Source organism: Streptococcus sp. ELY_86 (assembly GCF_058314495.1).
The window spans coordinates 117,783-139,349 of record NZ_JBZFUK010000005.1; the positions used below are offsets into that span (position 1 = coordinate 117,783).

Annotated in this window: 21 protein-coding genes and 1 pseudogene; 18 read left to right on the forward strand and 4 right to left on the reverse strand. The window is 42.4% G+C overall.

Features of this window, described 5'->3' with window-relative positions:
• The first annotated feature begins 96 nt into the window (after positions 1–96).
• On the forward strand, positions 97–1,011 hold the full coding sequence (locus tag AC4HAN_RS08055; RefSeq protein WP_491092057.1) for an aldo/keto reductase: 915 nt from the start codon (positions 97–99) through the stop codon (positions 1,009–1,011).
• Between the two features lie 203 nt (positions 1,012–1,214).
• Here the strand turns inward: AC4HAN_RS08055 and AC4HAN_RS08060 are convergent, their stop codons facing one another.
• Positions 1,215–1,367 carry a hypothetical protein gene (locus AC4HAN_RS08060; protein ID WP_491092058.1) on the reverse strand — a complete coding sequence of 51 codons (153 nt, stop codon included), beginning with the start codon at positions 1,365–1,367 and terminating at the stop codon, positions 1,215–1,217.
• A gap of 17 nt (positions 1,368–1,384) precedes the next feature.
• Positions 1,385–2,344 carry an asparaginase gene (locus AC4HAN_RS08065; RefSeq protein WP_491092059.1) on the reverse strand — a complete coding sequence of 320 codons (960 nt, stop codon included), beginning with the start codon at positions 2,342–2,344 and terminating at the stop codon, positions 1,385–1,387.
• 72 nt (positions 2,345–2,416) lie between these two features.
• On the opposite strand from AC4HAN_RS08065, the gene AC4HAN_RS08070 reads away from it, so the two are divergent.
• Positions 2,417–3,799, forward strand: coding sequence for a Cof-type HAD-IIB family hydrolase (locus AC4HAN_RS08070; RefSeq protein WP_491092060.1), 1,383 nt, complete (start codon positions 2,417–2,419; stop codon positions 3,797–3,799).
• 124 nt (positions 3,800–3,923) lie between these two features.
• On the opposite strand, the gene AC4HAN_RS08075 is transcribed toward AC4HAN_RS08070, so the two are convergent.
• Positions 3,924–4,373, reverse strand: coding sequence for a universal stress protein (locus tag AC4HAN_RS08075; protein ID WP_491092061.1), 450 nt, complete (start codon positions 4,371–4,373; stop codon positions 3,924–3,926).
• 95 nt (positions 4,374–4,468) lie between these two features.
• Entirely contained in the window at positions 4,469–5,005 is a 537-nt protein-coding gene (locus AC4HAN_RS08080; protein ID WP_491092062.1) for a biotin transporter BioY, read from the reverse strand.
• Between the two features lie 212 nt (positions 5,006–5,217).
• Between AC4HAN_RS08080 and AC4HAN_RS08085 the strand changes: the two genes are divergently transcribed.
• From AC4HAN_RS08085 to AC4HAN_RS08160, 16 genes and pseudogenes are all read left to right on the forward strand, one after another.
• On the forward strand, positions 5,218–6,432 hold the full coding sequence (locus tag AC4HAN_RS08085) for a pyridoxal phosphate-dependent aminotransferase (protein WP_491092063.1): 1,215 nt from the start codon (positions 5,218–5,220) through the stop codon (positions 6,430–6,432).
• A gap of 108 nt (positions 6,433–6,540) precedes the next feature.
• Positions 6,541–7,326 (forward strand): GTP-sensing pleiotropic transcriptional regulator CodY, encoded by a 786-nt coding sequence (gene codY, locus AC4HAN_RS08090; protein ID WP_491092064.1) that lies wholly within the window; start codon positions 6,541–6,543, stop codon positions 7,324–7,326.
• Positions 7,326–7,877, forward strand: a complete 552-nt coding sequence (locus AC4HAN_RS08095) for a cysteine hydrolase family protein (RefSeq protein WP_491092065.1) — start codon at positions 7,326–7,328, stop codon at positions 7,875–7,877. The genes codY and AC4HAN_RS08095 overlap by 1 nt, the downstream gene beginning before the upstream one ends.
• Positions 7,878–8,128: 251 nt before the next feature.
• Positions 8,129–9,880 carry an aspartate--tRNA ligase gene (gene aspS / locus AC4HAN_RS08100; protein WP_491092066.1) on the forward strand — a complete coding sequence of 584 codons (1,752 nt, stop codon included), beginning with the start codon at positions 8,129–8,131 and terminating at the stop codon, positions 9,878–9,880.
• Positions 9,881–9,937: 57 nt separating this feature from the next.
• On the forward strand, positions 9,938–10,240 hold the full coding sequence (gene gatC / locus AC4HAN_RS08105; RefSeq protein ID WP_491092067.1) for an Asp-tRNA(Asn)/Glu-tRNA(Gln) amidotransferase subunit GatC: 303 nt from the start codon (positions 9,938–9,940) through the stop codon (positions 10,238–10,240).
• Positions 10,240–11,706, forward strand: a complete 1,467-nt coding sequence (gene gatA, locus AC4HAN_RS08110; protein ID WP_491092068.1) for an Asp-tRNA(Asn)/Glu-tRNA(Gln) amidotransferase subunit GatA — start codon at positions 10,240–10,242, stop codon at positions 11,704–11,706. Before gatC ends, gatA begins: the two co-directional genes overlap by 1 nt.
• Positions 11,706–13,145 (forward strand): Asp-tRNA(Asn)/Glu-tRNA(Gln) amidotransferase subunit GatB, encoded by a 1,440-nt coding sequence (gene gatB / locus AC4HAN_RS08115; RefSeq protein WP_491092069.1) that lies wholly within the window; start codon positions 11,706–11,708, stop codon positions 13,143–13,145. Before gatA ends, gatB begins: the two co-directional genes overlap by 1 nt.
• Positions 13,146–13,633: 488 nt before the next feature.
• Positions 13,634–14,239 carry a protein adenylyltransferase Fic gene (fic, locus tag AC4HAN_RS08120; protein WP_491092070.1) on the forward strand — a complete coding sequence of 202 codons (606 nt, stop codon included), beginning with the start codon at positions 13,634–13,636 and terminating at the stop codon, positions 14,237–14,239.
• A gap of 195 nt (positions 14,240–14,434) precedes the next feature.
• Positions 14,435–14,962: a YqeG family HAD IIIA-type phosphatase gene (locus AC4HAN_RS08125; protein WP_491092071.1), complete on the forward strand. Its 528-nt coding sequence runs from the start codon at positions 14,435–14,437 to the stop codon at positions 14,960–14,962.
• Positions 14,963–16,069: a ribosome biogenesis GTPase YqeH gene (gene yqeH, locus AC4HAN_RS08130; RefSeq protein ID WP_491092072.1), complete on the forward strand. Its 1,107-nt coding sequence runs from the start codon at positions 14,963–14,965 to the stop codon at positions 16,067–16,069. It begins immediately after the preceding gene.
• Between the two features lie 17 nt (positions 16,070–16,086).
• A complete protein-coding gene (yhbY, locus tag AC4HAN_RS08135; protein ID WP_491092073.1) occupies positions 16,087–16,398 on the forward strand; it encodes a ribosome assembly RNA-binding protein YhbY in 312 nt (103 codons plus the stop codon).
• Positions 16,399–16,425: 27 nt separating this feature from the next.
• Positions 16,426–17,058 carry a nicotinate-nucleotide adenylyltransferase gene (locus tag AC4HAN_RS08140; protein WP_491092074.1) on the forward strand — a complete coding sequence of 211 codons (633 nt, stop codon included), beginning with the start codon at positions 16,426–16,428 and terminating at the stop codon, positions 17,056–17,058.
• Entirely contained in the window at positions 17,055–17,648 is a 594-nt protein-coding gene (gene yqeK / locus AC4HAN_RS08145; protein WP_491092075.1) for a bis(5'-nucleosyl)-tetraphosphatase (symmetrical) YqeK, read from the forward strand. The genes AC4HAN_RS08140 and yqeK overlap by 4 nt, the downstream gene beginning before the upstream one ends.
• Positions 17,649–18,002: a ribosome silencing factor gene (gene rsfS / locus AC4HAN_RS08150; RefSeq protein WP_491092076.1), complete on the forward strand. Its 354-nt coding sequence runs from the start codon at positions 17,649–17,651 to the stop codon at positions 18,000–18,002.
• A 107-nt stretch (positions 18,003–18,109) separates the two neighbouring features.
• Positions 18,110–18,859 (forward strand): annotated as a pseudogene (locus AC4HAN_RS08155) (class I SAM-dependent DNA methyltransferase); the annotation flags it as partial.
• 450 nt (positions 18,860–19,309) lie between these two features.
• A complete protein-coding gene (locus tag AC4HAN_RS08160) occupies positions 19,310–21,373 on the forward strand; it encodes a KAP family P-loop NTPase fold protein (protein ID WP_491092077.1) in 2,064 nt (687 codons plus the stop codon).
• The last annotated feature ends 194 nt before the right edge of the window (positions 21,374–21,567 follow it).

Consider the following 21,567-nt stretch of genomic DNA (forward strand, 5'->3'; position numbering starts at 1 on the left):
TACTGCAGAAAAAGAGCTGGGCTCTTTTTTAATCTTTATAAGCAACCGCTTACATAAAATGCTATAATAAAGATAAATGAAAAAAGGAGGCAGGCTATGTTACAAAAGATCGGACAGACAAATGTGACTGGTTCACGCATTGCTCTGGGCTGCATGCGTATGGCAGCTTTAGAAACAAAGGATGCCGAGCATGTTCTTCAGGCAGCTCTGGAACAGGGGATAAACTTTTTTGATCATGCTGATATTTACGGCGGCGGTGAATCTGAAAAACGTTTTGCAGCAGCACTCAAAAATCTTAGTATTAACCGGGATCAGCTGATTTTGCAGTCAAAATGCGGTATTCAAAAAGGTTATTTTGACTTCTCCAAAGAACATATTATAACTGCTGTAGATGGGATTTTACAGCGCTTGGATACGGACTATCTGGATTTTCTGCTGCTGCATCGGCCGGATGTTCTCATGGAACCGGACGATGTAGCAGAAGCCTTCACACAGCTGAAAAAAGCCGGTAAGGTCAAGCATTTTGGTGTCAGCAATCAAAACCGTTACCAAATGGAGCTGCTGGCAGCTTATTTGGACGAGCCCTTGGCTGTTAACCAGCTGCAGCTGTCCCCTGCTCATACACCGCTGTTTGATGCAGGTCTCAATGTCAATATGAAAAACAGCGCAGCGATTGACCGTGACAGCGGAACGGTTGATTACTGCCGGCTGCATCAGATTACGATTCAAGCTTGGTCGCCTTTTCAAATCGATCTGGCCAGCGGCTTATTTTCAGAAAGTCCTGACTATCAGGATCTTAATCTGACGATTGCCAACTATGCTCAGCAATACGGCGTTTCAGCAGAAGCCATCGTCATTGCCTGGATACTGCGCCATCCGGCTAAGATGCAGGCTGTTATCGGCTCCATGAATCCCAAGCGTATTGAAAAAATTGCCGCCGCCCACAGGATAAGTCTGACTCGTCCGGAATGGTATGATATTTACTTAAGTGCCGGCAACAGTCTGCCTTAAGGAAGAGCTATAACCAAGGGAACTTGGTGCAGCAAATAATTGCAAACGTTCAAGAGGCTGTTTATTCCAGCCTCTTTTTGAATACGGTTAAGCTGTAAGTATCGCCAAGCTGTCGGCAGATAGAAGCTCGGTGCATTAAAAATCCCTTTAAGCTTGACTGTCAGGCTTAAAGGGCAGGGAATTTGCAATGCTGATAAGATGTTTTACTTTTTTAAATAGCTTTTGACCAAGGTTGCTAATATAATGGTTCCGCAGACGGCAAATACACTTGTTAGAATTTGCTTATCTGAGATTTCCAGTGAGTAGCTGAAATCTTTTTGTTTAGGCTTATCTGTTGCAGTAATCTGTAGTTTCATGAGTTCCTCCAAATTTATTATCCTTCAATATATTCCTTGAGTTCTTGACCTTTAAGTCCGGCATTGAGAGCGATCAGAAGTTTGAGACGAGCCTTCTGGCTGTTTAATTCTTTGACAAACATTACTCCGGCCTCCTGCAGTTTAACGCCGCCGCCTTCATAGGCATAGACAGGTTCTGCAATGCCGTTAAAGCAGCGAGAGACCAAGGCCACAGGAATACCTTGGCCGATTAATTTCACGATGCTCTGTGCGGCCTCAGGCGGCAGATTGCCGGCTCCCAGAGCCTCAACAACTAAGCCGTCAACAGTGTTTGGCTGCAAATTGCTGAAAAGCCAGTCTCCCATGCCGGCATAGGCCTTGATGATTGGAACAGTTCCTTCTAACGTTTCCAAGCGAAAGCGCACCCGCGGTTCAGCGGTTTTGAAAAAGAGAATGTCATGCTTCATGATGATTCCCAGCGGTCCGTGTGTCGGTGTCTGAAAGGTCGAGACATTGCTTGTATGAGTTTTGGTGACGTATTTAGCTGCATGAATTTCATCGTTCATGACCACGAGGACCCCCTTGTCAGCTGCCTTATCATGACTGGCAACCCGCAGGGCAGACAGATAATTATAGATACCATCGCTTCCCAGCTCGTTGGAAGACCGCATGGCACCGGTTAAAACAATGGGGATAGCAGGCAGCAGCATGGTATCAAGAAAATAAGCTGTCTCTTCTAAGGTGTCTGTTCCGTGTGTAATGACAACACCGTCGTAGGATCCGGCTGTTTCCCGGATTTTTTGAGCTAACAGCAGCATGTGCTCAACCTTGATATGAGGACTGGGCAGGTTGAAAAAATCAAGAACTTCAATCTGGACATCATCCAGCGTAAAGCCAACGTTTTTCATGGGATTGTTCTTGTCCGGAACCACCTTGCCGTTTTCATCGGTATGCATGGAAATGGTTCCGCCTGTATGTAAAACAAGTATTTTTTTCATGGTTTTTAAAATTCTTTCAAATTGTGTTATACTATATTTTAACATAATTTAAAGGATATAAAAGGTGATACCGTGGCAATCAGAGCAGTTTTTTTTGATATTGACGGCACTTTGCTCAATGACCGCAAACATGTTCAAAAGTCTACCCAGCAGGCAATTAAAAATATGAAAAAACAAGGCATCCTTGTTGGCGTAGCAACAGGCAGGGGCCCTGCTTTTGTTACCCCTTTTATGGAAAATTTGGGTCTGGATTTTGCCATTACCTATAACGGTCAGTATATTTTTACACGCGACCGTGTTTTATACCAGAATCAGCTGCCCAAATCAACTGTTTACCGTGTTATTAAATATGCCAGTGAACAACGCCGTGAGATTTCCCTAGGGACGAGTTCCGGACTTGTGGGGTCAAATATCATCAATATGGGAACCAGCCGCTTTGGCCAGTGGGTCAGCCGGATTATTCCCAGAAGGTGGACCAGAACAGTAACCAGAAGTTTTAAACATATTATTCGTCGGGTGAAGCCTCAGAGTCTGGCTAATTTGATGACGATCATGCGCCAGCCGATTTTTCAGATTGTTTTGGTAGCAACCAAGGAACAAAGCGACATTATTGCTGAAAAATTTCCGCATTTGACCATTACCCGCAGCAGTCCTTACTCTGCTGACTTGATTTCTAAGGGAATGTCTAAAATCAAGGGGATTGCCCGTGTTGCCAGAGAATTTGACATTGAAATGTCTGAGGTCATGGCTTTTGGCGATTCTGACAATGACATTGAAATGCTGTCCGGTGTTGGCCTGAGTGTTGCTATGGGCAATGCAACTGAGCAGGTAAAAAAAATTGCCAGCTATACAACTGCCAGCAACAATGACAACGGGATTTCAAAAGCTCTGTCACATTTTGGCTTGATTCATCATAAAACGGCCAAAGTCTTTTCAAGCAGTGACGATAATTTCAATAAGGTCAAGGATTTCCATCAGCTGATGGACGGAGAGACCTGCGAAACCCCAAGGGTCTACGATATTGTTGAGGGCGGACACCGTTCAGATTTTAAAGCAGAAGAAATCGTTGAATTTTTATACGCTGCCAGCAACGGCGACCAAGAAGCCTTTGCTCAGGCTGTCCGGCAGCTCCATCAAGCTGTTGATAAAGCAGCCGAAAAGGTCTTAGCCAAGCCGCATCCGGAGACTCCTTTGGTCGGACAGGTGGATGCTTTAACAGACCAGCTGTACTTTACTTATGGTTCCTTTGTTTTGATGGGAGTGGATCCCAAACCTTTTTTTGACACCGTGCACGAAGCTAATATTGGCAAAATTTTCCCAGACGGCAAAGCACATTTTGATCCTGAAACCCATAAAATTCTAAAGCCGGACGACTGGGAAGAGCGCTTTGCGCCCGAACCGGCGATTAAGAAAGAATTGGACCGCCAAATTCAAAAATCCCTGCACAAGTCTTAAAGACTAAGCCTGCTGATGAAGACGGCAAGGGTAGGGATTAAAGTAACTGCGGACCAAAAACTAAAAAACGAACAGCTGATTGTGATGGTGCATCATATATCAGCCTGTTCGTTTTATTTATTATTTATAATGTTTTTTCAGGGTCACGGACAACCAGCAAATCTACCTTAGCGTGGCGAAGAATATATTCTGATGATGAACCGATGAGAAGCCGTTCGAAGGCATTGAGACCGGTTGCTCCAAGCATAATCAGATCTACTTTTTCACGCTCGGGAATTTCGGTAGCTAACAGAGGTTTGGGATTGCCGAATTCAATCACCTGTCTGACATTTTCCAGCCCTCTTTCGCGGGCTTGCTTTTCATAGTCATCTAAGACGCTGTGAGCTTCTTGTTCCAGTTTTTCATAGATGTAAGCATCAAAGGTTGCAACACTTTGGAGTGCACGGGTGTCAACGACATGGGTCAAAAGCAGATTGGCATCATTTCTCAGAGCAACACTGACTCCTTTTTCAAAAGCCAGTTCAGACTCATAGGAGCCATCAATAGCAACCATGATATTTTTGTAAGTAGACATAAGCTAAACCTCCGTCTCATCTTTTACTTATATTGTAACCCTTTTCTGAAAAAAAGTAAAATATATCTGAGCATGCAGAAAGGCCTTATGAGTAGCTATACCCCAAGGAAAGATGAGTTTTTTAATCTTCGGTGAACGAGAGTTACAATCAATACTTTTATGGTGTCGCCGGGAATAAAAACAAGATTGGCTAATAAAGCCTGGTGCAGCGGTATATGGGACTGAACTGTCAGGCCGACAGCACCCATGAAATTGATAAATAATGCTCCTGCCAGCCAGATCAAGAAGAATTCTAAGAAAGCATTGGCCTTGTCAAATTTTTCGGTGACAAGTCCCACAAAAAAGGCTGCAAAAGGATAGGAAAACAAATAGCCTGCTGTGGGTCCCATGAAAGCAGCAATATTGCCGGATCCGCCGGATAAAACCGGCAAACCCAAGGCAGCCAGTACAAGAAAGATAAAGACAGATAAAAATCCGCGCTTAGAACCTAAAAGAGCTCCCGCCAGCATAATGCCCATATTCTGCAGAATGATGGGAACAGGAATAAAGCCAAGAGGGATGCCCGGAATAAAGCCCAGAGCAATGATAATAGCGATCATGACGGCGATTAAAGCGATTGTTTTTGTTTTCATAACAGTAAAAACTCCTTTAGTTAACCTAAAATATCTTTAAGGATAACTGTATTATGGCATATTTTTTAAACAAAAGCAAGAAGAGCTTTAAAGACACCGGCTGCCTGGTCAACAGATGACCTAAAAATGTCTCTTGGCCCTAGAAGTCTGATTGCGATTTTAAGCAAAATGCGCTACAATAATGACACTAATGTAACCAATGAGGTGAAACGATGAGAGAATTTAATAAGTCCATTAAACTTGAGCATGTCGCTTATGATATCCGCGGACCGGTCTTGGAAGAAGCCAACCGCATGATTGCGAACGGTGAGAAGATTTTGCGGCTGAATACCGGCAATCCGGCTGCCTTTGGTCTGACTGCGCCTGATGAGGTTATCCGCGATTTAATTATGAATGCGCGCGAAAGCGAGGGCTATTCGGACTCCAAAGGAATCTTTTCAGCTCGTAAAGCCATTATGCAGTACTGTCAGCTTAAAAATATTCCTGATGTAGACGTGGATGATATTTATATCGGCAACGGCGTGTCTGAAATGATTACCATGTCTATGCAGGGGCTTTTAGATGATGGCGACGAAGTTTTGATACCGATGCCTGACTACCCGCTCTGGACAGCTTCTGTCAGTCTTGCAGGCGGGCACGCTGTTCACTATGTATGTGATGAAAGCTCTGATTGGTATCCGGATATTAATGACATCAAGTCAAAAATCACTTCGAATACAAAAGCCATTGTCATCATAAATCCCAATAATCCCACAGGAGCTCTTTATTCTAAAGATGTGCTGCTGGATATTGTTGAAATCGCCAGACAAAATGACCTGATTATTTTTGCGGACGAGATTTATGACCGTTTGGTTATGGACGGAGGTGAGCATGTAGCAGTTGCCAGCCTGGCGCCTGATTTGTTCTGTGTTTCAATGAACGGTCTGTCAAAATCGCATCGTATTGCCGGTTTTCGTGTCGGCTGGATGGTGCTGTCCGGCCCGAAAAAGCATGTCAAAGACTATATTGAAGGGCTCAATATGCTGTCAAATATGCGTCTTTGTTCCAATGTTTTGGCTCAGCAGGTCATTCAAACGTCCTTGGGCGGTGTACAGTCTATTGATAAGCTCTTGCTGCCGGGAGGCCGCATCTACGAGCAGCGCAATTTCATCTACAAGGCTATGAATGACATTCCCGGAATTACGGCAGTCAAACCGCAGGCAGGACTTTATATCTTCCCTAAGATTGACCGCAGCATGTACCGCATCGATGACGATGAACAGTTCGTGCTTAATTTCCTTAAACAGGAAAAAGTGCTTCTGGTTCACGGCCGCGGCTTTAACTGGATGGAACCGGATCATTTCCGCATCGTTTATCTGCCGCGCGTTGAAGAGCTTTCTGAAATTCAAGAAAAAATGACACGTTTTCTCAGTCAGTATCGAAAATAAAAGGGCTTTCAAAAAAGTTGTCAAACAGTAAGGAATTTTCTGACAATTATTTGCATTCTAAAAAATCCTTTGTTATAATAGTTTTGACTATCAAAGAAAGAGTGACTTATGGCTAATTTATTATTAAAAACACGACGCATTACGTCTATTTTGCAGCGGTCGGCCGAAAGTCTTCAAAGTGATTTACCCTACGATACGATTGCAGATCAGTTGGCTGAAATTATTGACTGTAATACTTGTATTATCGATGGGAACGGCAATATTCTCGGCTATGCGATGAAGTATAAAACCAATACCGATCGCGTTGAAGAATTTTTCCAAGCAAAAAAACTCCCTGAAGACTATGTCAAATCAGCCAGCCGTATCTATGATACTGAAGCTAATCTGTCGGTTGAAAATGAGCTGACGATTTTCCCGGTTGAATCCAAGGATATCTATCCGGATGGCTTAACGACCATTGCTCCTATTTACGGCGGCGGCATGCGGCTGGGCTCTCTGATTATCTGGCGCAATGACAAAGAGTTCAATGATGATGATTTAATTTTAATTGAAATTGCCTCTACGGTTGTAGGGATTCAGCTTTTGAACCTGCAGACAGAAAACCTTGAAGAGACTATTCGCAAGCAAACGGCAGTTAATATGGCAATCAATACCCTGTCTTATTCAGAAATGAAGGCTGTTGCGGCGATTCTCAATGAACTTGACGGGAATGAAGGCCGCCTGACAGCCTCGGTCATTGCCGATCGGATCGGTATTACACGCAGTGTTATCGTCAATGCCCTTCGGAAACTTGAAAGCGCCGGTATCATTGAAAGCCGATCGCTGGGTATGAAAGGGACTTACTTAAAAGTTATTAATGAAGGTATTTTTGATAAGCTGAAGGATTATAGTTAATGACAAAAGCACTGATTTCAATTGACTACACCTATGATTTTGTGGCTGATGACGGTAAGCTGACAGCAGGTGCACCGGCTCAGGCAATCTCAGAAAGGATTGCTCAGGTGACGCAGGCTGCTTACGACAAAGGCGACTATATTTTCTTTGCCATTGACGGGCACGACGAAGGTGATACTTTCCATCCGGAGACGAAACTGTTTCCGCCTCATAATATCAAAGGAACAAGCGGACGTCATTTGTACGGTTCCTTGGCTGATTTTTATGACCGGCATCAAAAGGACAATCGGATCTTCTGGCTGGACAAACGCCACTATTCTGCCTTTTCGGGGACGGATTTGGATATCCGCCTGCGCGAACGTGGAATTACGACCCTTGTTTTGACTGGGGTTCTGACAGATATCTGTGTTTTACATACAGCGGTTGATGCCTATAATCTCGGTTATCAAATCGAAGTTGTCAAGTCGGCTGTGGCCTCTTTAAACGAGGAAAATCATCAATTTGCTCTCAGCCACTTGCAAAATGTGCTGGGTGCAACTATAATAGAATAATCAGAAAATTAAATACGAAGAGAAGCAGAGTAGGCCTTGCGGCTTGTCCAGAGAGCATCCGTTGCTGAGAGAGATGCCAAGCTAAAAGAATCCGAAGAACATGCTTTAATCTCCTATCTTAAAAATTTAGGCGTTTTATTCACGTTACGAATCAAGAGGTTATCAATATTTGATAACAAATAACAGTGGCACCGCGGTCTTCGTCTGTTTGATGAAGGCGGTGCTTTTTTAATTACAATAAAGAGGGAATCATGAAAGAATTATTTATCGGAAATTACGGTACAGAACAAGTAGGACAGCGATTGACGGCTAAAGGCTGGGTTGCTAATATCAGAAACCACGGGAAACTCGCTTTTATTGAACTGCGTGACCGTGAAGGCATTTTGCAGGTGTTTGCAGACAGTACGATTGCTGATTTTGAAAAGCTCCACGACTTGCATAAGGAAAGCATTTTGGCGGTGACCGGTGAGGTTGTTGCCCGCGATGAGCGCTTTGTTAATCCTCACATTAAATCAGGGCAGGTGGAACTGCGGGCAGAAAAGATTGACATTATTGCGGACAGCAAGGCTCTGCCTTTTGAACTGGACAGCCATGCCCATGCCGGGGAGGAAATTCGTCAGAAATACCGCTACCTTGATTTGCGCCGAGAAAAGATGACTTACAATCTCAAACTTCGCCATCAAGTGACAAAAGCCATTCGCGATTACCTTGATCAGGCTGACTTTATTGATGTTGAAACGCCTTATCTGACCAAGTCAACGCCGGAAGGTGCCCGTGACTTTCTGGTGCCGTCACGCGTCTTCAAAAATCAATTTTACGCTCTGCCGCAGAGTCCGCAGATGTTAAAGCAGCTTCTCATGGGAGCGGGCCTTGAGCGTTATTATCAGATCGTCCGCTGTTTTCGTGATGAGGATCTTCGTGGGGATCGCCAGCCTGAATTTACTCAGGTTGACTTGGAGATGAGCTTTGTCAGTGAAGAAGACGTCAGACAGCTGGTAGAAGGCATGCTCAAGGCGGTTGTCGAAGCCAGCAGAGGCATTGACATGCTTGATGATTTTCCGACGATTTCCTATGCAGAAGCCATGAGCCGCTTTGGTTCTGATAAGCCTGACACACGTTTTGCCATGGAGCTTAAAGATTTAACAGAGCTGTCAAAAGGCAATCCGTCACTCTTTTTACAAAAAGGTCTCAAAAAAGAAAACGGTGCTGTTCTGGGTATTTGCGCCAAAGATGCAGCGTCTGCCTTTACCAATCGGCAAATGGCTGCCCTCAAACAGTCAGTTATGGACTTTGGTGTTGCCGGTTTTGCGACAGCGACTGTAGAAAACGGACAAATTACAGGTTCTCTCAAATCGACTTTCAAAGAGCATAATGCGCAATTGCTGGACTTGTTTGGAGCTGAGGACGGAGATTTGATTTTCTTTGTAACAGGATCTTTGAAACGCGTGCAGGAAGCTCTCGGTGCCTTGCGCTTGAAACTGGCTAAAGACCTGGGTCTGATTGATGAGCGCCAGCTGAATTTTCTCTGGGTGACAGACTGGCCGCTGCTGGAGTGGAATGAAGACTTGGGCCGCTACCAGGCTATGCATCATCCTTTCACCCAAGGAGCTTTTGAAGAGGGCAGCAACTGGCAGGAAAATCCTGAAAAGATCATGAGCCGTGCCTATGACATTGTTTTAAACGGCTATGAAATCGGCGGGGGGAGTCTTAGGATTCATGAACGTTCTGTACAGGAAGCTATGTTTGAGCTGCTGGGCATGAAAAAGGCTGACTATGAACGCGATTTTGGTTTCTTCCTTGAAGCTTTAGACTATGGCTTCCCGCCTCATGGAGGGTTAGCTTTGGGGCTTGATCGCTTGGTTATGATTTTAGCAGGAGAAGAAAATATTCGTGAAGTCATCGCCTTTCCTAAAAACGGTCAGGGAGCGGATCCCATGCTTGAGAGCCCAAGCTTTGTCGGAGAGCATCAATTGGCGGATTTACGCCTTGATTTGCGTGACTAAGCTGCTGCTTTTATGGTAAAATAAAAAAGTTAGTGATATTTTATTAAGGAGAAAAGAATGAAGATTTCAGAAGCTGAAGTTCGCCATGTGGCCAATTTGTCTAAGTTGAAATTCTCGGATAGCGAAACGGCAGAATTTGCGACAACATTGACCAAGATTGTGGACATGGTCGAATTACTAAATGAAGTTGATACAAAAGGCGTGCCTTTTACTTCCAATGTAGCTGATAACATCAATTACATGCGTGAAGATGTTTCTGTACCGGGCTGGAGCCGTGAGGAACTGTTCAAAAATGTTCCGGAACACGAAGATAATTTGATTAAAGTGCCTGCGATTATTGATGACGGAGGAGATGCCTAATGACTTTTAACAATAAGACGATTGATGAATTACATGATCTTCTCGTCAATAAAGAAATTTCAGTACTTGAATTAACCAAAGAAACACTGAAAGATATTAAAGAGCGGGAAGATCAGGTGGGCTCTTTTATCACTGTAACTGAAGAAGAAGCCTTGGCACAGGCGGCAGCACTTGACCAAAAAGGTGTTGATGCCGACAACGTCATGTCAGGTATTCCTTTGGCTGTCAAGGACAATATTTCAACAAAGAACATCCTGACAACAGCTGCGTCAAAAATGCTTTATAACTACAAGCCTATTTTTGATGCAACTTCTGTTGAAAAGCTCTATGCTAAGGACATGGTCATTATCGGGAAAACCAATATGGATGAATTTGCTATGGGCGGTTCAACAGAAAATTCCTATTTTAAACTGACTAAAAATGCTTGGAATCAAGACAAGGTAGCCGGTGGATCGTCCGGCGGTTCCGCTACTGCAGTAGCTTCCGGTCAGGTGCGTCTGTCTCTTGGTTCTGATACCGGCGGCTCTATCCGCCAGCCTGCAGCTTTCAATGGGGTTGTGGGGCTCAAACCGACTTACGGCCGTGTGTCACGTTTTGGCTTGATTGCTTTTGGCTCTTCTTTAGATCAAATCGGTCCTTTCTCGCAAACCGTTAAAGAAAACGCCCAATTGCTCAATGTCATCTCAGGTCACGACAAGAAAGATTCAACCTCTTCTCAGGAAGCAGTGCCTGATTTCACCCAGTTTATCGGTAAGGACATCAAAGGAATGAAGATTGCCCTGCCTAAAGAATACATTGGTGAGGGTATTGATGACAAGATTAAAGAAACCATTTTAAAAGCAGCTAAGCACCTTGAAAGTTTGGGAGCTGTTGTTGAGAAAGTCAGTCTGCCACACAGTAAATACGGCGTAGCGGTTTACTACATTATTGCATCGTCAGAAGCGTCTTCCAACTTACAGCGTTTTGACGGTATTCGCTATGGTTATCGCACCAGCGACTATGAAAATCTGGATGATGTCTATGTCAATACCCGCAGCGAAGGCTTTGGTGAGGAAGTCAAACGCCGTATTATGCTTGGAACCTTCAGCCTGTCATCCGGCTACTACGATGCCTACTTTAAAAAGGCCGGTCAGGTTCGAACGCTGATCATGGAAGACTTTAAAAAGATTTTTGCAGATTATGATTTGATTTTAGGTCCGACAGCACCGACTGTGGCCTATGACTTAGATTCCCAGCACCACGATCCGGTTGCCATGTATTTAGCCGATCTTTTGACTATTCCGGTGAATTTGGCCGGTCTTCCGGGGATCTCGATTCCAGCCGGTCTGGCAGATGGGCTTCCTGTGGGAATGCAGCTTATCGGCAAGCCGTTTGATGAAGCTAAAATCTATCAAGCAGCAGCAGCCTTTGAGGCGACAACAGATTATCACAAACAGCAGCCCGTTATTTTTGGAGGTGACAACTAATGAATTTTGAAACAATCATCGGCTTAGAAGTCCACGTTGAGTTAAAAACAAATTCAAAAATTTTCTCACCTGCACCGGCTCATTTCGGAGAAGATCCAAATGCCAATACCAATATTGTCGACTGGTCTTTCCCGGGTGTCTTGCCCGTTATAAATAAGGGTGTTATCGATTATGGGATCAAAGCAGCCTTAGCGCTCAATATGGATATCCACCAAAGGATGCATTTTGACCGAAAAAATTATTTCTATCCGGACAATCCTAAGGCCTATCAAATTTCTCAGTTTGATGAGCCGATTGGCTATAACGGCTGGATTGAAATTGAATTAGAAGACGGAAGTACCAAGAAAATCCGCATTGAACGTGCCCACTTGGAAGAAGATGCCGGGAAAAATACCCATGGTGCGGACGGCTATTCTTATGTCGACCTTAACCGTCAGGGCGTTCCCCTGATTGAAATCGTATCAGAAGCCGATATGCGCTCGCCAGAAGAAGCTTATGCTTATTTGACAGCGCTCAAGGAAATTATCCAGTATACCGGTATTTCCGATGTCAAGATGGAAGAAGGGTCTATGCGGGTTGATGCCAACATCTCTATCCGTCCTTACGGTCAGGAAGAATTTGGCGTTAAAACAGAGCTGAAAAACCTCAACTCTTTCAATTTTGTGCGCCGCGGCCTGGCTTATGAGGAAAAACGTCAGGCAGAAGTGCTGCGCGCAGGCGGTGAGATTCAGCAGGAAACCCGCCGTTATGATGAAGCAACAGGTGAAACTCTGCTCATGCGTGTCAAGGAAGGGTCAGCCGACTACCGCTATTTCCCAGAGCCTGATCTGCCAATCTTTGAAATTGAAGATGAGTGGATTGAAAAGGTTCGGGCGGAATTGCCGGCCTTTCCAAAAGAACGCCGTACGAAATATGTCAATGACTTAGGTCTGTCGGCTTATGATGCTGCCCAATTAACCAGCTCAAAAGCTATTTCAGATTTCTTTGAAGCTGCAGTAGCTAAAGGAGCAGATGCCAAGTCTGTTTCTAATTGGCTGCAGGGAGATGTGGCACAGTATCTCAATGCAGAAGGCCAAAGCATCGACCAAATCGGCTTAACACCTGAAAACTTAACAGAAATGCTTAAGCTGGTAGCTGATGGCACTATCTCTTCTAAAATTGCTAAAAAAGTCTTTGTGCACTTAGCTAAAAACGGCGGTTCAGCCGAAGAATATGTCAAATCAGCCGGTCTTGTCCAAATCTCAGATCCGGCTCAGCTCCTGCCAATCATTCAGGAAGTCTTTGCCAACAATGAAAAAGCCCTTAATGACTACAAGGGCGGCAATAAAAATGCGGCCAAGTCCCTCGTCGGCCAAATCATGAAAGCAACCAAAGGCCAAGCCAACCCACAGGTAGCACAAAAACTGCTTAATGAAGAATTGGAGAAGCTGGTTGATTAAATGTGTCGTTATTTTGTTTTTATAAAGAGCAAGCAAAAAATGCTTGCTTTCAGACTGAAGAAAAAGTCTATTTTCTCAAAAAGTAATATTTTATTATGATACTTTCCTTAGGTAGCACGGACGATAGCGACTTCCTTCGGAATTCCATGCCTAGATTTTGAGCCTAGGTCTCAAAATCTCCGAGAGGCAGAAACTCAATGTTTCTGCCTCTTTTGCTACATCGGAAAGTATCGGGGGAGGTTTTGATCGTTTCTATATTATTTTACAAAATAGAAAAGTGATACGATTCTATGATGAAATTTTAGAGAGAATTTAGTTTTGGGAGATTGTCTACAACCTGAGCAAGCAAAAAGTGCTTGCTTTTTCTTTGTTTTATTTTATAATCAAGTGAAGAAGTAAAAATGAGGACATTATAATATGATGGTTATCTGTTACAGGAGCTTAAAAATGGCTTTTGCGGCAACTGTTTATTTAGGAGGTGAACAGATATGGTATTAGAAAATAAACTAGGCTTGACATCATCTCCGGAGCTGGCGCGAGCTGAGGAAAAAATCAGTAAGGAACGTGCCAAATGTCTCTTTGAAAAAGATCTGCTCAGGTCTCAAAAAGCCGGGACTTACGATACATTGGCCTTTATTCACCGCTTTCTGTTTGAAGATGTTTATGACTTTGTGGGGGAGCTTCGCACAGTCAATTTAGCCAAAGGAAATTTTCGCTTTGCTTCTCTTGTTTATCTGGAGCAAGCATTAGCTAATATTGATAAAATGCCCCAGTCCACCTTTGATGAGATTATTGAAAAATATGTAGAGATGAATATTGCCCATCCTTTTCGTGAAGGCAACGGCCGCAGCATGCGCTTGTGGCTGGATCATTTATTAAAACATGAGCTCGGTTGGGTGGCAGACTGGTCTTTAGTTGATAAAGATGACTACTTATTAGCAATGGAGCGCAGCCCTATTCGAGATATTGAGATTAAACATATTTTACGGCAGGCGCTGACCGATCGGGTGGACAGTCGTGAGATTTACATGAAAGGCGTTGACCATAGTTATTACTATGAAGGCTATACACTTTATAAAACGGATGAGTTATAGAAAGGATTTTCAGGAGATAACCGGTGGGAAAGAGCTTAACAGTCAAGAAAGGTTCTTGAAGAAAAAGAAAGTCATTAGTTGTCACGTAAAGAGAGGTAAGCTGAAAAACTTACTTCTTTTTTCTCTACCTCAAAGCCCTGCTATTTTGTAAAAAATATGTTAAAATAAAGGGTACTATTTTATTTGGAGAAGTCTGTGAGTATTGAAAATTATCGACCCGATTTTGTGGTGGAAGCTGTTTACGATTTGACCCCTGATAGCCTGCGAAAACACGGAATTAAGGCCGTTCTTGTGGATCTGGACAATACCTTAATCGCCTGGAATCATCCGGATGGAACACCCGAGCTGCGTGAGTGGCTGGACAGTATGACTGAGGCTGATATGCCGGTAGTTGTGGTTTCCAATAACAGCCATGCGCGTGTCAGACGTGCGGTAGAGCGGTTTCATGTGGACTTTGTCAGTCGGGCCATGAAGCCTTTTGCACATGGGATTAATGCGGCGGTCAGCCGCTATGGCTTTTCAAAAGATGAAGTGGTCATGGTCGGAGATCAGCTTATGACAGATATTCGTGCGGCTCACCGAGCGGGAATCAGGAGTATTTTAGTGAAACCTCTGGTTGAATCCGATGCCTGGAATACCAAGTTTAATCGTGCGCGTGAGCGCCGGGTTTGGAAAAAAATTGAAGAAAAATACGGTAAATTCGTATACAAAAAGGAAATCTAAGTGGAAGCATTATTTTGTATCGGCTGCGGAGCCCAAATTCAAACGCAGGAAAAAGATCAAGCAGGTTACACACCTCAATCGGCTTTAGAAAAGGGATTGGAAACAAACGAAGTCTATTGCCAGCGCTGTTTTCGGCTGCGTCACTACAATGAAATCACCGATGTGCATATCTCTGATGATGCTTTTTTGAAGCTTTTGCACGAAGTGGGCGACAGCCATGCGCTTGTTGTTAATGTGGTTGATATTTTTGACTTCAACGGATCAGTTATTCCCGGTCTGCCGCGCTTTGTCTCCGGCAATGATGTTCTTTTGATCGGCAATAAAGCTGACATTCTGCCTAAATCTGTAAAGGCTGCTAAGGTAAAACAGTGGCTGAAAGAGCGAGCTCATGAGGAAGGCCTTCGTCCGGTTGATGTTCTCTTGACCAGTGCGCAAAATCATTATGCCATCAAGGAATTGATAGAGCGTATTGAAGAGCTGCGTAAGGGCCGTGATGTTTATGTGGTCGGCGTTACCAATGTCGGCAAGTCAACGCTGATTAACGCTATCATTAGGGAGATTACCGGGAACAAGGATGTGATTACCACTTCACGCTTTCCGGGAACGACGCTGGATAAAATCGAAATTCCGCTGGATGACGGCAGCTATATCTTTGATACACCGGGGATTATCCACCGCCATCAGATGGCTCATTACCTGTCGGGCAAGGCGCTCAAATACATCAGTCCTAAAAAGGAAATCAAGCCTAAAACCTATCAGCTTAATCCTGAACAGACCCTCTTTTTAGGCGGTTTGGGCCGCTTTGATTTTATTGCCGGTGAGAAGCAGGGCTTTACCGCTTATTTTGACAATAATCTGCAGCTTCATCGGACCAAATCAAGAGGGGCAGATGCTTTTTATGATAAGCATGTTGGCGGTCTTTTGACACCGCCGGACAAGAAAGAACTGGAAGATTTCCCGCAGCTGGTGAAACATGAGTTTACCCTTAAAGAAAAGACGGATGTTGTCTTTTCCGGCTTAGGCTGGATTCGGGTCAAAGGACCAGCAAGGATTGCTGCTTGGGCACCGCAGGGCGTCGCTGTAGTGACACGAAAAGCATTAATATAAAAACATAAAGGAAGATTATGGCATTAACAAGTAAACAAAGAGCTTTTTTAAAGAGTGAAGCCCATTCGCTTAAGCCGATTGTCCAAATCGGCAAGAACGGCCTCAACGATCAAATTAAAACAAGTATCCGAAAGGCTCTGGATGCACGCGAACTGATCAAGGTGACGCTTTTGCAGAATACGGATGAGGATATCCATGACGTTGCAGAGATTCTGGAAGAGGAAATCGGTCTTGAGACAGTTTTGAAAATCGGCCGTATTTTGATTCTGTACAAGGAATCCAGCCGCAAGGAAAATCGGAAAATTTCAGCTAAAGTTAAAACAATCTAAAGAGTTGATTTTGATAGTGGAGGCAAGATGGCTTTAGAACTGTTGACACCTTTTACCAAGGTGGAATTGGAAGAAGAAAAAAAAGAAAGCAATCGTAAACAGGTTGGTATTTTGGGAGGCAATTTTAATCCTGTCCACAATGCCCATTTGCTTGTTGCGGATCAGGTAAGGCAGCAGCTGGGACTTGATCAGGTGCTTTTGATGCCTGAGTTTATACCGCCTCATGTTGATAAGAAAGAAACCATTGATGAAAAGCACCGTCTAAAGATGCTGCAGCTGGCGATTGAAGGTATTGAAGGGCTTGATATTGAAACGATTGAGCTGGAACGCAAAGGAGTCTCCTATACGTACGACACCATGAAACTGCTGACTGAAAAAAATCCGGATGTTGATTATTATTTCATCATCGGTGCTGATATGGTTGACTATCTGCCTAAATGGCACAGGATTGACGAATTAGTGCAGCTGGTGCAGTTTGTCGGTGTTCAGCGGCCTAAGTATAAGGCCGGGACTTCTTATCCGGTGATTTGGGTGGATGTGCCATTGATGGATATTTCATCCAGCATGCTGAGAGAGTTTATCCGTAAAAATCGGAAGCCCAATTTTCTATTGCCCAAGCCGGTTCTGGACTACATTGAGAAAGAAGGACTGTATCAATGACCTATGAAACTTATATCGGTCTGACGCGTGAGAGTCTGTTAGAAAAATTAAAGGCCAAGCTTTCCAAAAAGCGCTTGAAACATATGCTGGGTGTTGAAAAAGCCAGTGTCTACTTGGCTGAAATCAATGGCTATGATACTGAAAAGGCAGGGCTTGCAGGACTCTTGCACGATTATGCCAAGGAGCTGTCCGATGAGGACTTCCTTGCTTTAATTGACAAGTATGACCTCGATTCTGACCTTAAAAATTGGGGTAATGAAGTCTGGCACGGTATGGTCGGCATTTACAAGATTCAAGAAGATTTAGGGTTAAAAGACAAGGAGATTTTGCGGGCTATCGAAATCCATACGGTCGGAAGCAGCCACATGACAACTTTGGATAAGATTGTCTATGTGGCGGATTATGTTGAGGCTAATCGCGATTTTCCCGGTGTAGACAGGGCGCGTGAGATTGCTGAGGAGTCGCTGGATAAGGCGGTGGCCTATGAAACGGCACACACAGTTGAACATTTAGCACATCTGGCTGTGCCGATTTATCCGCAAACACTGGAAACTTATAATGCTTATGTAGATTATTTAAGAGAGGATTAGATGAAGGACAAAGAGTTATTAGAAATCATCGTCAAGGCTGCTGATGAAAAGCGGGCTGAAGATATTGTCGTATTAGATTTACAAGGGCTGACGACCTTGACAGATTATTTTGTTATTATGCACGCGACCAACAGCCGTCAGCTGGAAGCTATTGCTGATAATATTCGTGAGCAGGTAATCGCTGCAGGCGGCGATGCCAGCCATATCGAAGGTGACTCAAAAGGCGGCTGGGTGCTGCTTGATCTCAATGATGTGGTTGTGCATATCTTTTCAGAAGAAGAGCGTCTCCACTACAACCTTGAAAAACTCTGGCACGAAGCGCCGCTGGTGGACGTATCAGAATACTTAGCCTAAAAGATAACCTTGCCGTCTGGCAAGGTTTTTGACCACTGAATAGAAAGTATTAGCGACCGAAGCTTCGCTTCTGCCCCTACTGCCTAAAGCAACAATCAAAAACGACATATATTATGGAAAAAAATTACGAAAAATTTGCATCGGTTTACGATGCTATCATGGACGATTTGCTCTACGATCTCTGGACCGACTTTTCGCTCCGCCATTTGCCACAAGATAAAGAAAACAAGAAACTCCTAGAGCTGGCCTGCGGCACTGGTATTCAGTCTATTCGCTTCAAGCAGGCTGGTTTTGATGTGACCGGACTGGATTTGAGTGCGGATATGCTGGATCTGGCACGAAAACGTGCTGAGGAGGCGCACTTAGACATTCCTTTTGTGCAGGGCAATATGCTGGATTTATCTTCTATTAGCAACTTTGATTTTGTAACCTGTTATTCGGATTCGCTCTGCTATTTGCAGGATGAGGTGGAGGTTGGCGATGTTTTTGCGCAAGTTTACGCGCATCTTAATGATGGCGGGATTTTCATTTTTGATGTGCATTCGACTTATCAGACGGACGAGGTTTTCCCGGGCTATTCTTACCATGAAAATGCCGAAGACTTTGCCATGGTATGGGATACTTATGAGGACGAGGCACCACATTCGGTTGTCCACGAGCTGACCTTTTTCATTCAGGACGAAGACGGGCGTTTCACGCGCTACGATGAGGTCCACGAAGAACGCACCTATGAAATTTTAACCTATGACATCTTGCTGGAGCAGACAGGCTTCAAAAAGGTGACAGTCTATGCGGACTTTGAAGATAAGGAACCGACAGCAACAAGCAAGCGCTGGTTTTTTGTGTGTGAGAAGTAGGGATGTAGAAAAACAGAATTCAGTGCTTTTAAACAGTGCTGAGTTTTTCATTTGAGTATCCTTTCGTTCATTGATGGGAATAATCAAACTGCAAGATTATGAGATTGGCCTGTTACCAAACATTTGATGATTTTCATGCAAAATGAACCTATCGGCAATGGAAAATCTATTCGCACGTTGTCTTAATGAATGCCTAGATACTTATTTGAATATATTATCCTATGCAGAAAATGAGAACTAGTAAAATCGTTGTGTCTTGTAAAACACCTGAAGAGCCCTAAATTAAGGGCTTTTTGTGATATAATGGAAAAAAAGAAAAAGTAAATTTTATGTCTAGAGATTATAATGAGTCGGCTTAGTTAAGTTATTAATTTTGCAAAAACTATAAAAATAGGTAAGAGAAATTTTTTGACTTATAATTAATTTTATAGATAAAACAGGAGTAGAAATATGGATTATAGTACAGATAGACCAATTCATACAGCAGAAGATGATTTATTAGGCAGATCATCATTTTCAAGGCAATTGGGGAAAGCAATCTATGAGTATAGTGGAAAAGATGGTTTAGTAATAGGTTTATTCGGGAAATGGGGAACTGGCAAGACTTCTGTTATTAATATGGCAGAAAATGAAATTATTAAGTTTTCGAAAAATGATGAAAATAAGCCATTGATAATGAAATTTGCTCCATGGAATTACTCTGATAAGGATAATCTTATTAGTCTATTTTTTCAAAGTTTGAAAAATAAAATAGAAGTTCAAGATAATGAAGAAATTAAAAAGAAGGTAGGAAAAGCATTAAGAGATTATTCAAGTGCTTTTGATGTGCTGTCAACTGTTCCAGTACTCAGTACGGGTGCTATAGTGGCAAAGATGTTTGCGAAAAGCTTAGGAGATAGATGGATACAAGGTACCGATTTAGATAAGACGAGAGAAATTCTTGAAAGAGCACTGATTGAAGTTGGTAAAAAGATTATTATTGTAATTGATGATATAGACCGACTAACTAATTCACAAATTAGAGATATTTTTCAATTAGTAAAACAAGTAGCTGATTTTCCTAATGTAATATATGTATTAGCTATGGATAGAAATGTAGTTCGTAGTGCTTTAACAGAAGTACATAATATAGATGGAAATGAATACTTAGAAAAAATTATTCAAATACCATTTGAATTGCCAGAATTAAGAAAATCAAAATTACATAATATATTTTTTACTAAACTTGGTCAGGTTATTGATAATCTTCATAATAAAGTAGAGTGGGATGAAAATTATTGGAGTAATGTTTTCAGAAACTGCATTGAGCCATTTATTCATACTTTAAGAGATGTTAATAGAGTAATTAATACATTTCAATTTAGATATAGTTTAGTTTATCAGGAAACTTCCTTTGAGGACATGTTAGGGATTACCACTCTCGAGGTACTAGAACCAGAATTATATAAATGGATTGCCAGTAATAAGGATGCTGTTTGTGGAGGATTTATGCATGGCTTTTTGTCAAATAGTAATAACAAACCAGATTATAGAAAATCGTATCATAACGAGTTTGAAAGATTAGGTCTAGATCCTGATTTAGCAATAAGCTGTGTTTCAACTATGTTTCCTGTATTTGCTAAAGATGCTAAGGAACACCAATACAGTTATCAGTCATCTTCAGATGCGAGGGCTGGTATGAGAGTTGCAGATGAAAGAAGATTTGAATTGTATTTTATGTTTGATTTAGAAGATATAAAAGTTTCTAGAAATATGATTAATAGCTGTATATATGAACTTGAAAAAAACTATTTGACAGCAACTATTGAAATTATTAATATACAGGGGAATATTGTCTATTTTCTAGATGAATTAAAAGCATTAGTTGATAAAATTCCATATGCTCGCTTGACTTTACTTGCTTCAGTCATACTTGATTTACAAGGTGAATTTAAAGGTGAGGAGCAAAAATATATCTTTTCAATATCGGCAAGGGATAAGGCTGAATATCTTGTATATGATATTATAGATAGGCTTAAAACGGAGGAAGAAAAGTATAGGCTCGTTCGTTCATCGGTAGAAAATATTGATGAATCTACTTGTGGTGTGATGGCCCGAATCATCAACAGGATAGAACTTGCATATGGAAGATTAGCGGGAGATTCAGAAAAAGAAGAGAACCAAATTATTACCCTATCTCATCTTAAAAAGCTTGAGAGAATTTATGTAGATAGGATTAGTATGGTTGCAGATTCTGAGTCATTTTTGAATATAGATGAAATGAATATTATTTTCTACTTGTGGCAGTGTTTTGATAGAGATGGAGCCAAGGTTTATTTGGAAGAGTTGTTTAAAAATGAAGTGAATAAACTAAAATTTATTTGTGGGATGGCGAGTAGATGGAGAGGTAGTGATGGGAATGGTTGGAGTTTTTCTACAAAACATTATTCTGAATATATTTCACAAGATGAAATATATAATACAATTCAAAGTTTTGATAAGAACAAATTAGATGAATTTACCGAAATTGAATAAATTAAATTGGCTTCGTTTGTTTTGAATCATCATAAAGGTGATATGGAGTATGCTAATGATCAAGAGGCAATGGAGCTTGTAAATAAGTGGAGAATGGAAAGTACTCTTGATTCAGACAGGAAAATAAAACATTAAGAAAATATAGTTATTTTATCGCTCATTATTTTGAGCGATAAAATGAGCGATAAAAATCT